Below are 13,643 nucleotides of genomic sequence, written 5' to 3' on the forward strand. Positions count from 1 at the left end.
CAAAGCCCCTGTTGGCGCGGGTTTTGCCGCTTGTGAACATAGTTATCCACAAAGTCACGCACAGTTTCCGGGTGCAACTTGGAGGGGTGAGAAAACGATTTCCGGGTTTTCACTTATTGTTCATTTTTGCTAGCACAGATTTTTCTCTCATTGACAAATGTGCGTCCTGGTGTTCTGCCGTGCCACGGTAGTGCTTAAAAAACAGGCGTCGTGTGGCAAGCCCCAACTGGCGCGGTTTTGGCGGCTTGTTCTGGTGGTTATCCACAGCGTTGTCTCCATGAAATTGGGGTAAGTTTTTTTTGTTTTTTTCTGGCTTTGGTCTTGCCAGGGCCGTGGTAGCAATGCGTCCCACTATCATTTATGCAGTAGCCAGCCCCGGTTGATTGCGCGCGGCGCCTGCATCTGCCATAGTGTGCTCGGATCAGGGAAACCAAGCGCCAGGCACACCACTACATGCTGTTGTTCAAGCTGTCGGAACGTCCATACTCCTTGCGCAGCAACTTGAGGCTACTGGTATTCGTCTGCGTGCTGCCGGCCACACTGGTCAGCGCTTTGTTGACCTATTCCACCTACCAGCTGCGCCGCGAGCAGGTGGAGCAGCAAACCGTGCTGCTGGGCCAGTCGGTGCTGGCCGATCTGGAGCGGGAGCTGGCCTCCATCGAATCCGTCCTCAAGGTCATGGCCACGGCCCCCGAACTCACCGGGGGAGACATGCGCGGGTTTTACCAACGCGCCACCAACACCCTGGGCACGGGGCTGGCCTACAACTACATCGTGACCGACGTGCAGGGGCGCCAGTTGCTCAACACCCTGCGCCCTTGGGGCACCCCCTTGCCCACCACCGGGACCCCGCCGCAGCTCGCGCGCGTATTCACCGAACAGGCCAGTGTGCTGACCGACCTGTTTGTAGGGCCCGTGGCGCGCCGCCAGGCGGTGGCCATGGGGGTGCCGGTGAAGGTGGGGGAGCGGGTGGTGTACAGCCTCAACATCGGCCTGGACCCAGCACGTGTGCAGGCCCTGCTGGGGCAGCAGCACCTGCCGCCGGGCTGGCTGGTGGCCGTGCTGGACAGCAGTGGCCAGATTGTGGGGCGCTCGCGCGATGTGCAGCGTTACCTGGGCCAGCCGGCCGTGCCTGAGCTGCTGGCAGCCATGGCCCTGCGGGACAGCGACACCCTGCTGTCCGAAACCAAAGATGGTGTGTCAGTGTTCACGGCCTACACCACCTCCAAGGCGTGGCGTTGGCGTGTGGTGGTGGGGGCGCCCCGGTCAGTGTTGTTGCGCGATCTTCTGTCGCACCTGGGCTGGGTGCTGGGGGGCATTTTGGCGGCCTACGGCTTGGGGCTGTGGTTGGCGCGCACCATCTCCCTGCGGGTGCTGGCCTCGGTGCGTGAACTCAATGACGCTGCCCAGGCCCTGAGCCATGGCGAAGACGTGGCCTTGCCCTCCATCCGTTTACAAGAGGCCGAGGCGGTAGGCGCCGCACTGGTGCAGGCTTCGCTGGCCATGAAGCAGGTGAAGTTTTTTGCCCAGCATGACGCACTGACCGAGCTGCCCAACCGCCTGCTGTTTGACGAGGTGGCCGAGCGCAACCTGGCCTTTGCGCAGCGGCGCGGGCAGGTGCTGGCCGTGGTGGCGGTCGACCTGGACGGCTTCAAGACCGTTAACGACACCCAGGGGCACGCCGCGGGGGATGCGGTGCTGCGGGAGGTGGCGCAGCGTATTTTGCTGACCATCCGGGCCTCGGACATCGTGGCCCGGATTGGCGGGGACGAATTTATTGTGCTGCTGACCGACGTGCACGACACCGGTGCCATGGACACGGCGGAGCGCATTGTGGTGGCGCTCTCTGAACCCTATCCACAGGTGCTGGCTCCGGTGTCGGCCAGCGCGGGGGTGGCCTTGTTCCCGGACCACGGCACCGACATCAAAACCCTGGCACTGGCGGCTGACCAGGCCCTGTACCGCGCCAAGCAGACCGGCAAGCGGCGCGCAGTGCTGGCCTGACGCAGGGCCGCAGGCCCCAGCCTGTACCATGCCGCAACTCCAGAAAGCGCCCATGGCCCAGCCCGCCACCCCGTCCACCCCCTTGCACCCCACACTGCTGCACACCCTGCAGCTGGACCCGGCGCAGCACCCGCGTGGGCTGGCCCACCTTAGCGCGGCCAGTGGCCTGGTACGTGTGCGCCAGCGCCTCTATGTGGTTGCCGACGACGAGCTGCACCTGGGCCAGTTTGACGATTGCAGCAGTCCCACGCCCCAGGCCGCCCCCGGCACGCTGCTACGCGTGCTGGACGGTGAACTGCCCGAGGGCAAAAAGCAACGCAAAGCGGCCAAACCCGATCTGGAAAGCCTGGCCCTGTTGCCCCCGCTGCCGGGTTGCCCCGCCGGTGCGCTGCTGGCGCTGGGCTCGGGCTCGCGGCCGAACCGCGAAACTGGTGTGCTGGTGGCGCTGGACGTGCTGGGCCAACCCAATGGCCGCATGGCCACGGTGAACCTGGGCGCACTCTACGCCCCGCTGCGCAAACGGTTTGCCGACCTCAACATCGAAGGTGCGCTGGTGGTCAGTGGTGAGCTGCTGCTGTTGCAGCGTGGCAACCTGGCGGACGCCCACAGCGCCTGCATCCGTTATGACTGGAACCTGGTCGCCCCCTGGCTGGCGGGCCTGCAGCCCCAGCCGCCCAGCGCGAAAAGTGTGCAGCTGCTGGACCTGGGCCGTGTGGACGAGGTGCCGCTCACGCTGACCGATGGCACCCCGCTGCACGGAGGGGCCTGGGCGTTTACCGCCGTGGCCGAGGGCACCGACAACAGTTACGCAGACGGTGCCTGTGTGGCCAGCGCGGTGGGCGTTGTGCTGCCCAATGGCCAGGTGCACCGGATGCACCTTTTGCACGGCGCCCCCAAGGTGGAAGGCCTGGCGGTGTTGCCCGAGGGCAGCGACTGGGTGTTTACCATGGTGACCGACCCCGACGACCCCCAACAGGCCGCGCAACTGCTGCAGCTGCGCCTGCCCCAGGACAAGGACCAACCAGAATGAATCTGCACCGCCGTCACGCCGCTTTGGCCGCCCTGTTGCTACTGAGCACCCCCCTTACTTTTGCCCAGCCGGTGCACCTGACCGGCAACAGCCCTGAGCTGGTGGACGCCGCGGCCCGCGGGCAGTGGGGCAAGGTGTTGGTGCTGCTGGACGGCGGCGCACCTATTGAGTCGCGGGCCGACACGGCACGCAGCCGCAATGCCACGCCCGTGTTGGCCGCCACCCAGGGCAACCATGTGGACGTGGTGCGTCTGCTGGTGGCACGCGGCGCCAATGTGAATGCGCAGGATGCGCAGCAAGACAGCGCCTTTTTGCTGGCCGGTGCCAGCGGTTTTACCGACATCGTGCAGCTCACCCTGGCCGCCGGGGCGGACCTGGCCAGTACCAACCGCTATGGCGGCACGGCCCTGATTCCGGCCTGCCACTACGGCCATGTGGACACGGTGCGCCTGCTGCTCACCACCCGCATTGCGGTAGACCACGTCAACAACCTGGGTTGGACGGCGCTGCTGGAGGCCGTGATTTTGGGCGATGGCGGGCTGGCGCATGCCGAAATCGTGCGCATGCTGATTGCTGCCAAGGCCAATCTGAATCTGGCCGACGCCCAGGGGGTGACGCCCTTGCAGCACGCCCTGGCCCGCAAACATGTGCATGTCGCCGAGCTGCTGCGCGACGCCGGGGGCCGCTGATGGTGATGTACATCGGCGCACTGGCCGCCCAAAGCGGTGCCAGCGCCAAAGCCATCCGCTTGTACGAGTCGCTGGGGTTGCTGGGGCGTGTGCAGCGGCTGGGCAAGTACCGCGTCTACACCGAACAGCACCTCACGCTGGTGCGCCTGATCAAACAGGCCCAGGGCTTGGGCTTGCGCCTAGCCGAGGTGGTGCCCGTGTTGCGGGGCCGCACGGCCGAGCCGGATTGGGCTGCGCTGGCCCGCCAGGTGGCGCAGCGCCGTGCCGACATTGCGTTGGAGGTGGCCCGGCTGCAGGCGCTGGACACGCAGTTGCAGGCCATCCAGACCGAGATTGACGCCTGCACCGAGACACAGCTGCCCGTGCCCCTGGCCGCCTGCGCTTGACTCTGCCCCTGGGGGCAGACTTAGGGTGGTGGTTCTTTCACTACCGGAACTGCAACCATGTCCCTGCCTGCTGGCAAAAACGTCCTGGTGATTTTGGGCCACTCGGGCCGCAACACCTTCAGTGCCGCCGTGGCCGACACCTATGCCCAGGCCGCACGCGCCGCGGGCCACACGGTGCGGGTGCTGCACTTGGCCGACCTGAAATTTGACCCGCTGCTGCATGGCAGCAATCCGCACCACCAGGCGCTGGAGCCCGACCTGCTGGCCGCACAAGAGAGCATGGCCTGGGCGCAGCACATGGCCTGGGTGTTTCCGGTCTGGTGGGGCGGGGTGCCAGCGTTGCTCAAGGGCTTTCTGGACCGGGCATTTGTCTCGGGCTATGCTTTCAAGTTCAACCAGGGTTCACCGTTTCCAGTGCCACTGCTGAAGGGGCGCACTGCGCACCTGCTGGTGCCCATGGACACGCCGCCCTGGTACTTCCGCTGGTTTTACCGCATGCCGGCGATTCACCAGATGCGTAAAACCACGCTGGAGTTTTGCGGCATCCGGGTGCGCAAAACCTTGTCGCTGGGCCCGGTGATCAGCTCGACGCCTGCGCACCGCACGCGCTGGCTGGGCCAGGCGGAGGCTTTGGCCAGCCGCATCTAGGGTCTGGCCTGGGGCGCTTACTCTTCCAGAAAGTCGCCAGCGGTGGGCGCTTCGCTCGGGTCACGCGCCTTGCGCACGCCGTGTTTGGCCAGAATTTCCACATAAAACTGGGTGCCGCCGCTCTGCACCACGGCATCGATCAGCTTGGTGATTTCTGCCAAATGGGCGGTCTGGGCAGCGTCTTCGGTGGGGCCAAAGCGGCAGTCAAAGTCCCAAAAGTCCACGCCTTCGGGCAGGTCACGGCGACGTTCGCGTTTGACGTATTTGCGGATTTCGTGCTTGGTGGCTTCGAGCAGGCGCTCGGGGTGTTTGCCTTCTACGGCGAGGGGAAATGTCTTTTTCATGGGGGTCCTGGGCCAACAAAGGCGGGTGGGCGATGATACGCCCCATGCAGGAACGCCACCCCACACCCGACAAAGACACCATTGCCCTATTGCCGCCGTTCGAGCGCCTGGGGCTGGACCGCATCACCCTGGTGAGCACGGGCGCGCAGGCCAAAGAAGCCTACGCCGCTCTGACCGACACCCCCGCCTGGGGTTTTGACACCGAATCCAAACCCACCTTCAAGGTGGGTGATGTGTCCGACGGGCCGCACATCCTGCAGCTGGCCACGCCAGAGCGCGCCTGGGTGTTCCAGCTGATGGACCCGGCCTGCAGCGCCGTGGCGGCCGAGCTGCTGGCGCTGGGCGGCATTGCCAAGGCCGGTTTTGGCCTGGGCGATGACAAAAAACGCATTGTGAGCAAGCTGGGCGTGCAACCCCAGGGCATTCTGGAGCTCAACACCGTGTTCCGCGAGCGCGGCTACCGCAAGGACATGGGCGTGAAGGGCGCAGTAGCCGTGCTGTTCAACCATCGCTTCATGAAGTCCAAAAAAGCCGCCACCAGCAACTGGGCCAATGCGCGGCTGAGTGAGTCCCAGCTGGTGTACGCCGCGAATGACGCATATGCGGCCATTCGTGTGTTCCACGCGCTGGATCTGGCCTAAACCCTTGGGGGCAAGGCCGGGTGGGGCTTAGTGCACCACGAATTCGTAGGCCACTTCCTCGCTCTCCACCATGTCCAGGATGTCGTTGAGCTCGTCTTCGCTCTCGGTGCTGGCCCAGGTTTCTTCGGGGTTGGTGGCAAACAGGGGCTCGATGGCCATGTCCAAAAACTGCCCGTTGGGCAGACTCAGCACGGGGGTGCCTTCCGAGGTTTCGACCAGCTCCCATTCGTCAGGTACGGACATTTCGAGTTTGATGGTGACGTGGAGTTTTTTCATAAGTTTCCTTGGTGGCTGAGGCGGCGAGGTTAACCCAGCCAGCCGTAAGATGGATGACACCCCTCCCACCGAGCCCGCCATGCACATCACCGTTTACAGCACCCGCCCCTACGACCGGGCCGCCCTCAGTGCCGCTGCAGAGGGCACGCCGCACCTGTGGACCTTTCTGGATGTGCGGTTGGACGCGACCACCGTGGCCACCGCAGCCGGGGCCGACGCCGTGTGTGTGTTTGTGAACGACCAGTTGCCGCGCGATGTGTTGCAGGCCCTGCATGCACTGGGCGTGCGCTTGGTGGTGTTGCGCTGCGCGGGGTTTAACCAGGTGGACCTGGCCGCCGCGGCCGAACTGGGGTTGGCAGTAGCCCGCGTGCCCGAATATTCACCCTACGCCGTGGCGGAGCACACACTCGCGCTGGTGCTCACGCTCAACCGCAAAATTCACCGTGCCTACGCCCGGGTGCGTGAGGGCAACTTTGCGCTGGATGGCCTGCTGGGTTTTGACCTGCATGGCCGCACCATCGGCGTGGTGGGCACGGGGCGCATTGGTGAAACCTTTTGCCGCCTGATGACCGGCTTTGGCTGCACGCTGCTGGCGGCAGACCCACAGCCCAACCCGGCCTGTGTGGCCCTGGGCGTGGCGTATGTGCCATTGTCCGAGCTGCTGGCCCGCAGCGATGTGGTGAGCCTGAACTGCCCGCTCACGCCGCAGACCCACCACCTGATCGACGCTGCCGCTTTTGCCGGCATGAAACGTGGCGCCATGCTGGTCAACACCAGCCGCGGTGCGGTGGTGGACACGCGGGCCGCCATTGATGCCTTGAAGAGTGGGCAGCTCGGCGCGCTGGGGCTGGATGTGTACGAGGAGGAGGGCGATCTGTTTTTTCGCGACCTCTCGGGGGCGGCGATTCAGGACGATGTGTTTGCACGCCTGCTCACCTTCCCCAATGTGCTGGTCACTGGGCACCAGGCGTTTTTTACCGAAGACGCACTGGCCGCCATTGCCCGCACCACGCTGGACAACATCAGCAGCTTTGCCGCCACCGGCCAGCCGCGTTACCCGGTGTCGGTAGAGCGCGTGGTCTAGGGCGGGGCTCAGGTCGCCGGGGCGTGGCCCCAGACCAGCAGCAGGTTGTTCGCCGGCAGCGCGTGGCGCGCCTGCAGGTGCAGGCCCGCCAGGGTGGCCTGCTCTTGCACATCCGCCAGCTGGCGAATGCCAAAACTCGCATCGTGCGTCCGCAGGCTCTGGTCGAAGTCCAGATTGCTTTGCGTGGGCGCCACACCGGTCTCGAAATAGGGGCCGTAAGTGACCAGCCTGCCGCCCGGCGCCAGGTGCGTGGCGGCACCGCGCATCAGCGCGCTGCAGGCCTCCCAGGGCGCGATGTGCAGCATGTTGATGCACAGGATCAGGTCAAACGGTGTGTCTTCCAGTTGCCAGGGTGTTTTGCACACGTCCAGCGGTAACGCTACGTTCACATTGGCCAGGTCCGCCTCGGTGGCACGCACCTCGATGTTGTAGAGCGCACCGGGGTGCACCTCAGTCGGCTGCCAGGTCCACAGCGGCATCTGTTGCGCCAGCCACACCACATGCTGGCCGGTGCCAGAGGCAATCTCCAGCGCCGTGCCCTGCGCGGGCAGAAAGGTTTGCAGCACCTCCAGAATCGGGTGCTTGTTGCGCTCGGCAGAGGGGCTGAAATCGGGTTGGGCCATGGGGGAATGATAGCGGGGCGATTTTGTACGTCAAAAGAGCTGCTAGCCCTTGTAGTACAAGCGCTAGCAGCTCCTGAAACGATAGCGAATTTAGTGTTGCATCACCGCTTGCACCATGGCCTGATGGCCATAGCGCACCACCTTGCCACCGTGTTCGGCCGCGTAGGCTTCGGCCTGTGCGTGGGTGCTGAACCAGGCGTTGGGGTAGCCGTATTCGCGGCCCGTGGTGTAGTGCGCAAAGTCGTGCGCGGCTTGCGCGCGCAGCGTGGGCAGGTACTCGGCCCAGCTGGCGTGGCCGGCCTCGGCTGCCAGCGTGCGCAAGAAATGTTTGCGCTGCAGCAGGTGCCGTTGCCGGTACAGGCTGCTGAGCGAGAGCTCGGCAAACAGGCCCGCGTTGTGCGCTCGCCGTAGCGCGGGCAGCGCCTGGGTGAGCGTGCCGGTCTGGGCGGCGCGGTGCAGTAGGCGGGCTTGGCGCAGGGCCAGGTCCAGCGCGCTGGGGGTGGTGTGTGGTGGGATGCTGGAAATGTGCATACCGACTCCTTGGAACAATCGGCCGTTCTCGCAGTGGGCCAGTGAGGAGGGGTATGCAAGCAGGGTGCTTGCGATGCAGGTGCTTCGGCTTTTGCGAGGCGGGCGTCCTGCACGCCCACCGCGATTGTAGGGGCGCGGGCGGGCTACAGCCAGCAGCCCAGCCGCGCACTCACCACCTGCGCATCGGGGGCATCAAACACCATGTTGTGCTGCTCGGTGAGGGGGCCGCCGCCGGGCTCCACGCCACCACTGGCGTCGTAACCCACGGCCTTGAACTTCCACACCGCGCCTATGCGCTTGAGGTTGCCCACGTGGGCACCGTCGGGCCCGTGCACGCTGTGCACATTGGCGTTCACGGGGATGAGGTGGAGTTCGGTCACGGGCGGTACCAGGGCTGGTTAACAAAGGGCTGGCCGAACTCAAACTTTTCGCCCACGCGTGGCAACACGGTGTGCACACCGGCCGTTTGGGCTGCGGCCAGGGTGCGCACCGCGGGCTCGGCCCAGTCGTGGTAGGCCAGGTTGAAGGTGGCCCAGTGCACCGGCTGCAGGGTTGCTGCGCCCAGGTCTTGCACCGCTTGCACCGCGGGCTCGGGGGCCATGTGGATGTCCAGCCAGGTGTCGCCGTAGGCGCCCACCTTGACCAGGGCCAGCTGCGGCGCGCCCAGCCTCTCGCGGATCGCTTTGAAGTGCCCGGCATACCCCGTGTCACCGCTGTAGTACATGGAGTGTTGGGGGCCCTTCACCATCCAAGATGCCCACAGCGTGGAGTTGTCCATGCTGGTGCGGCCCGAGTAGTGGCGCGCCGGTGTGCAGTAAATGGTCACCCCCTTGATGCTGGCCTGCTCCCACCAGTCCATCTCGTGGATTTGCGCGGCGGGCACGCCCCAGCGCTCCAGGTGGGCACCAATGCCCAGGCCGGCGTAAATGTGGGTGCCGCCCTGCGCCAGGTGGCGGATGGTGTCCATGTCCAGGTGGTCAAAATGGTCGTGCGAGATCACCACGGCGTCTATGTTTTTCCATTGCTCCAGCGGCAGCGGAGCCGGGTGCAGGCGCTTGGGGCCTATCCACTGGAAGGGTGAGGCCCGCAGCGACAACACCGGGTCGGTCAGAATGCGCACGCCGTCCAGCTCCACCAGCACGCTGGCGTGGCCCAGCCACCAGCTGCGCAGGCCCGGCGCTGCGGGGCCATCGAGCTGCCCGGCAGCCATCTTCACCACCGGCACCTCAAACGTGGGCTCACGCACCTGCTCGCCCAGGTAGTCGTGCAGCTCGCGCGTGAACGACATATCGCTCACATAGGGCGGGGTGTTTTCAAAGCGGCCGTGCTGGAACTGGGGTGACTGCTGCATGCGCTGCAGGCGTGCGCCTTCGAAGGGGCCGCCAAACGTGGGTAACTGAAGCACGCCCCAGGTGAGCAGCGCCAGCAGCACGGCCAGACCGGTCAGCCACTTCAAAAACTGGACGGTGCGTTGCATGGACAGACTCCCTGGGTAGTGTGCGCGCAGTGTATGCGGCTTGGGTTTAAGTGCCAAATAGGCCTCCAGCCCTTATGGAATATGCGCAAGCAGCTCCTGAATGCATAGCAATACCTGGCGCCGGTGGGCGTGCGCTTATGCTTGTACCTTTGTGTTACGGGAGCAGGGCGGATGAGACGACTGGCATGGGTATGGCTGTGGGCGCTGAGCACCACCCTGGCATGGGCGCAGGCCCCAGTGCCGATGTTGTGGAAGGTGAGTGATGCCGACAACAGCATCTACCTGCTGGGTTCTTTTCACATGCTCAAGGCGAGTGACTACCCGCTGGCCCCGAGCGTGAACGCCGCGCTGGCCGATGTACAGCAGATGTTTTTTGAAGTGGCGCCGCACGAGATGGCCGACCCCGCCTTGCCCGCCCGGATGATGCAGGCCGCTACCCGCACCTATGGAAAAACCCTGCAGCAAGCCGTGTCGCCCGCCACCTGGCGCGCGCTGCAACGCTACGCTGCCAAGAACCAGATGGACGTGGCGGGCCTGCAAGGCCTGAAACCCTGGTTTGTGGGCATGCTGCTGGCGCTGACCGAAAGCCAGAAACTGGGCCTGAACCCCGCACTGGGGCTGGACCAGCACCTGATGGAGCGCGCCGCCCAGGCCGGTAAACCCACGCAGGGCCTGGAAACGGCCGATGCGCAGATTGCCATGCTCGACAGCCTGGACGCCACACTGCAAGACGCCTTTTTGCAAGACACACTGCGTGAGATGGGCGACTTCAAAGGGCTGTTTGAAGCACTGCACACCGCCTGGCGCCAGGGAGATGTGGCCGCACTGGAGCGCACCGCGCTGGCCGAGATGCGTGAGCAATACCCCGTGCTCTACCAGCGGGTGAATGTTGACCGCAACAAGGCCTGGCTGCCCCAGTTGGACGCACTGCTGCGGGACAAGGCCCGCGACAACGTGCTGGTGGTGGTGGGCGCGCTGCACCTGGTGGGCAGCGACGGTGTGGTGCGCATGCTGGCCGACAAAGGCTACCGGGTGGAACGGCTGCGTTAGTGTGGACTGGGCGCGGACTTAGGGCTGACTGTCTAACTAAAGCAACAGGTTCCTAGGGTAAACCCTTGTATTGCGTATAGGGTTTACCCTATACTGCACTGCAACATCAGTTGTTTTTACTTTACAGGAGCCCACCATGGCCAGCACCACACTCAACAGCCTCGCACTGCCTTCCCGCACTCAGCCCACCGTGGGTGCGTCTCTGCAAGCCCTGTGGGCGGCCGGTCAGGCTTTGTCTGTAGCGGTGTGGCAAGCGGTTGTGGGCGCCAAGTCGGCCCCCGCCAAGACTGCTTACCAAGAAGCCGAAGAACTGCGCACCTACGCCGCGACCATTCAGAGCAGCGACCCTGAATTTGCGAACGACCTGTTCGCTGCCGCCGACCGCCACGAAGGCCTGTAAGCCCTCGCAGAGGCGGCTAGCCTCTCCCCCTTACATCGTGGGGTAATCGGTGTAGCCCTTGGCACCGGGCGAATAGTAGGTGCTGCTGTCTGGCGCATTGAGCGCCGCCCCGGCCTTGATGCGCTCTGGCAGGTCGGGGTTGGCAATGTAGGTATTGCCAAACGCCACTGCATCCAGCTTCCCTTCCTTGATGGCCAGCGCCGCTTCTTCTGCGCTGTAGCCCATATTGCCTATCAGCACGCCTTTGTACTTTTCGCGGGCCACCGTCATCACATCGCCGGTTTGCACGCCAAAGAAGTCAGCCCGCATCAGGTGCAGGTAGGCCAGCTTGAAGTCGTTGAGCTTCTCGGCCAGGTAGGCGGTCAGGCCCACGGGGTCGCTGTCCTTCATGCTGTTGTAGCTGTTCAGGGGCGAGAGGCGCAGGCCCACACGCTCTGAGCCAATGGCGGCGCTCACGGCCGTCAACACCTCCAACAAAAAGCGCGCCCGGTTTTCCACAGAGCCGCCATAGCCATCGGTGCGCTGGTTGCAGCCGTCGCGCAAGAATTGGTCAATCAGGTAGCCATTGGCGCCGTGCACCTCCACACCGTCAAAACCGGCTTCGATGGCGTTTTTTGCACCCTGGGCGAAGGCCGCCACGATCTCGGTAATCTCGTCCGTGTTGAGCGCGTGCGGCACGGCGTGGGGCACTTTGCCGGCGGGCGTGTGGATCTCGCCCTCAATGGCGGTGGCGCTGCTGGACACGGTGCGTTGGCCACCGTTGATGTCGGGGTGTGCGGCGCGGCCTGCATGCCAGATCTGCATGAAGATGCGCCCGCCCTTGGCGTGCACGGCGGCGGTGGTCTTCTTCCAGCCTTCAATCTGCTCTGCGGAGTAGATGCCGGGTTCGGCGATGAAGGCCGATGTGCCTTCCACCACCATGGTGCATTCGGTGATCAAGAGACCGCCGCTGGCGCGCTGTGCGTAGTACTCGGCCATCAGGTCGTTGGGCAGGTGCTCGACGCCCGCACGGGTGCGTGTGAGCGGGGCCAGCACAAAACGGTTGGGGAGGGTCAGCGCGCCAACTTGCAGGGGATTAAAAAGCATGGGAAAGGCTCCAGAGAGAGTGACAACAAGGGGCGCGAAGTTATCACCCACTGAATACACCGCATGCGGTGGGGTTACTCGGTTTTGAGGTAGCCCCGGGCGGTTTTTAGGTGCAGCTCAGCGTGGCCAGACCCTTGCCCACGCCCACCACAGTGGCCAGGCTGGCCTTCACACAGGCTGGTGTCTGCGCGGTGTAGGTGTAGGGCAGGGTGATGGGGAAGGCCTGGGTGGTGGTCCAGCTGTCGGCGTTGATGTAGCCACTGCCGGTGGTCCAGGTGATGTTGTAGGTGGCGTTGTCGGCCGCGCTCTGGGTGTTGTTGCCGCGCAGGTCCCACCAGCCGCAGTTGCTGGAGTCGTAGCGGCAGGTCACCGGGTTCTTGGAGTTCTCAAACCAGTTTTTCTCGATCAGCGCGTAGCCGGCTTGGCGCACGTTGATGCCGGAGTCGGTGATGCCGGTGTAGAGGTTGTTGTACATATGTGTCCAGCCACCGCGCTGCAGGGGCAGGCGGGCGTTCACATTGCTGTAAATGTTGTGGTGGTAGGTGATCTCGCGTCCGCCTGCAATGTCTGTGCTCGACGAGCCGTCCAGGCCGACCTTCTTGTTGTCGTGGATGTAGTTGTACGACACCGTGATGTTGTGCGAGTCCTTCTTGATGTCCAGGGCGCTCTCAAACGTCAGGTCGCCATCGGGCGAGCCATTGCATTCGTTGTTGACGGCAAACAGCTCGTTGTGGTCAATCCACACATTGGAGGAGCTGTCCACCCGCAGCATGTCGGCGTCATTGGCGGCACCGGCCAGTGCGCCTATTTTCATGTTGCGCACGATGACGTTGTCGCTGCGGATCAGCGTGATGCCGAAGTTGGCAGACGAGCCGTTGGCGCCCAGGATGGTCAGCCCATAGGTGAAGTCCTTGATCTGGAGTTCGCGGTAGGCATCGTTCCAGTGTGGGTTGGGGCAGTCGTGGTTGGCGTCTGCGGTGTGGTCTTGCACGATCTGCGCGATCTGTGCATCTTCATTGCCGGTGTAGGTCAGCACCAGGGGCTTGCCCGCCGCTTTGGCCGCCGCCACTTCGTTGATCATGTCCTGCAGCGTGGCTGCGCTGCGCACCAGCGCGCCGCTGACACCGCCCCCTGCCGTGGTGGAAAAACCGCCAGAGGTGGTGGCCACCGGGCCGCCAGACGTGCTGGAGCTGAGCGAGCTGTTGCCACTACTGCTATTGCTGCTGGACGACGTAGAACTGCTGGAGGGTGTGCCAGAGCCGCCGTCGCCACCGCCGCCCCCTCCACCACATGCAACCAAAAATACAACGAGCAAAGTGAGGCTGTGACGACGCATAGACAGGAAAGAAAGGGGGACGGACGTGTGCCAGTGGG

18 protein-coding genes are annotated in these 13,643 nt (G+C 64.4%); 9 read left to right on the forward strand and 9 right to left on the reverse strand.

The annotated features are described in order from the left end of the window. Window positions 1-109 precede the first annotated feature (109 nt). Window positions 110-352 carry a hypothetical protein gene (locus AC097A_RS06630; RefSeq protein WP_479620227.1) on the reverse strand — a complete coding sequence of 81 codons (243 nt, stop codon included), beginning with the start codon at window positions 350-352 and terminating at the stop codon, window positions 110-112. A 101-nt stretch (window positions 353-453) separates the two neighbouring features. Here AC097A_RS06630 and AC097A_RS06635 point away from each other — a divergent pair, with 101 nt between their 5' ends. The 5 genes from AC097A_RS06635 to AC097A_RS06655 are packed head-to-tail and all read left to right on the forward strand — an operon-like array spanning window position 454 to window position 4,757. Then, window positions 454-2,004, forward strand: coding sequence for a GGDEF domain-containing protein (locus AC097A_RS06635; protein WP_479620228.1), 1,551 nt, complete (start codon window positions 454-456; stop codon window positions 2,002-2,004). Between the two features lie 52 nt (window positions 2,005-2,056). Next, a complete protein-coding gene (locus AC097A_RS06640; protein ID WP_479620229.1) occupies window positions 2,057-3,034 on the forward strand; it encodes a DUF6929 family protein in 978 nt (325 codons plus the stop codon). Further along, complete coding sequence (locus AC097A_RS06645; RefSeq protein ID WP_315847939.1) at window positions 3,031-3,723, forward strand: ankyrin repeat domain-containing protein; 693 nt, start codon at window positions 3,031-3,033, stop codon at window positions 3,721-3,723. The genes AC097A_RS06640 and AC097A_RS06645 overlap by 4 nt, the downstream gene beginning before the upstream one ends. Then, the gene (locus tag AC097A_RS06650) at window positions 3,723-4,109 is read left to right on the forward strand and encodes a MerR family transcriptional regulator (protein ID WP_315479820.1); all 387 of its coding nucleotides are present in this window, start codon (window positions 3,723-3,725) and stop codon (window positions 4,107-4,109) included. Before AC097A_RS06645 ends, AC097A_RS06650 begins: the two co-directional genes overlap by 1 nt. Window positions 4,110-4,166: 57 nt before the next feature. After that, window positions 4,167-4,757: an NAD(P)H-dependent oxidoreductase gene (locus tag AC097A_RS06655; RefSeq protein WP_479620230.1), complete on the forward strand. Its 591-nt coding sequence runs from the start codon at window positions 4,167-4,169 to the stop codon at window positions 4,755-4,757. A 17-nt stretch (window positions 4,758-4,774) separates the two neighbouring features. Here AC097A_RS06655 and AC097A_RS06660 read toward each other — a convergent pair whose 3' ends face one another. Beyond that, a complete protein-coding gene (locus AC097A_RS06660) occupies window positions 4,775-5,101 on the reverse strand; it encodes a DUF6172 family protein (RefSeq protein WP_296472210.1) in 327 nt (108 codons plus the stop codon). Window positions 5,102-5,145: 44 nt separating this feature from the next. On the opposite strand from AC097A_RS06660, the gene AC097A_RS06665 reads away from it, so the two are divergent. Further along, window positions 5,146-5,742, forward strand: a complete 597-nt coding sequence (locus tag AC097A_RS06665) for a 3'-5' exonuclease (protein ID WP_479620231.1) — start codon at window positions 5,146-5,148, stop codon at window positions 5,740-5,742. 27 nt (window positions 5,743-5,769) lie between these two features. Here the strand turns inward: AC097A_RS06665 and AC097A_RS06670 are convergent, their stop codons facing one another. Beyond that, complete coding sequence (locus AC097A_RS06670; protein ID WP_105262314.1) at window positions 5,770-6,018, reverse strand: hypothetical protein; 249 nt, start codon at window positions 6,016-6,018, stop codon at window positions 5,770-5,772. Between the two features lie 79 nt (window positions 6,019-6,097). On the opposite strand from AC097A_RS06670, the gene AC097A_RS06675 reads away from it, so the two are divergent. Further along, entirely contained in the window at window positions 6,098-7,102 is a 1,005-nt protein-coding gene (locus AC097A_RS06675) for a 2-hydroxyacid dehydrogenase (RefSeq protein ID WP_479620232.1), read from the forward strand. An 8-nt stretch (window positions 7,103-7,110) separates the two neighbouring features. Here the strand turns inward: AC097A_RS06675 and AC097A_RS06680 are convergent, their stop codons facing one another. The 4 genes from AC097A_RS06680 to AC097A_RS06695 all read right to left on the reverse strand — a co-directional run bounded on the left by AC097A_RS06680 (window position 7,111) and on the right by AC097A_RS06695 (window position 9,733). Next, window positions 7,111-7,725, reverse strand: coding sequence for a DUF938 domain-containing protein (locus AC097A_RS06680; protein ID WP_479620233.1), 615 nt, complete (start codon window positions 7,723-7,725; stop codon window positions 7,111-7,113). 90 nt (window positions 7,726-7,815) lie between these two features. Beyond that, window positions 7,816-8,256: a hypothetical protein gene (locus AC097A_RS06685; RefSeq protein WP_479620234.1), complete on the reverse strand. Its 441-nt coding sequence runs from the start codon at window positions 8,254-8,256 to the stop codon at window positions 7,816-7,818. A 143-nt stretch (window positions 8,257-8,399) separates the two neighbouring features. After that, entirely contained in the window at window positions 8,400-8,636 is a 237-nt protein-coding gene (locus AC097A_RS06690; protein ID WP_479620235.1) for a hypothetical protein, read from the reverse strand. After that, window positions 8,633-9,733: an MBL fold metallo-hydrolase gene (locus tag AC097A_RS06695; RefSeq protein ID WP_479620236.1), complete on the reverse strand. Its 1,101-nt coding sequence runs from the start codon at window positions 9,731-9,733 to the stop codon at window positions 8,633-8,635. The genes AC097A_RS06690 and AC097A_RS06695 overlap by 4 nt, the downstream gene beginning before the upstream one ends. Window positions 9,734-9,904: 171 nt before the next feature. On the opposite strand from AC097A_RS06695, the gene AC097A_RS06700 reads away from it, so the two are divergent. After that, window positions 9,905-10,783, forward strand: coding sequence for a TraB/GumN family protein (locus AC097A_RS06700; RefSeq protein ID WP_479620237.1), 879 nt, complete (start codon window positions 9,905-9,907; stop codon window positions 10,781-10,783). Between the two features lie 136 nt (window positions 10,784-10,919). Beyond that, on the forward strand, window positions 10,920-11,183 hold the full coding sequence (locus tag AC097A_RS06705) for a hypothetical protein (RefSeq protein WP_315479829.1): 264 nt from the start codon (window positions 10,920-10,922) through the stop codon (window positions 11,181-11,183). 30 nt (window positions 11,184-11,213) lie between these two features. On the opposite strand, the gene AC097A_RS06710 is transcribed toward AC097A_RS06705, so the two are convergent. Both AC097A_RS06710 and AC097A_RS06715 read right to left on the reverse strand, forming a co-directional pair. Continuing rightward, on the reverse strand, window positions 11,214-12,269 hold the full coding sequence (locus tag AC097A_RS06710; RefSeq protein ID WP_479620238.1) for an alkene reductase: 1,056 nt from the start codon (window positions 12,267-12,269) through the stop codon (window positions 11,214-11,216). 106 nt (window positions 12,270-12,375) lie between these two features. Further along, the gene (locus AC097A_RS06715) at window positions 12,376-13,584 is read right to left on the reverse strand and encodes a pectate lyase family protein (RefSeq protein WP_479620239.1); all 1,209 of its coding nucleotides are present in this window, start codon (window positions 13,582-13,584) and stop codon (window positions 12,376-12,378) included. Window positions 13,585-13,643: the final 59 nt, after the last annotated feature.

Source organism: Rhodoferax sp. XS2R6 (assembly GCF_056521365.1).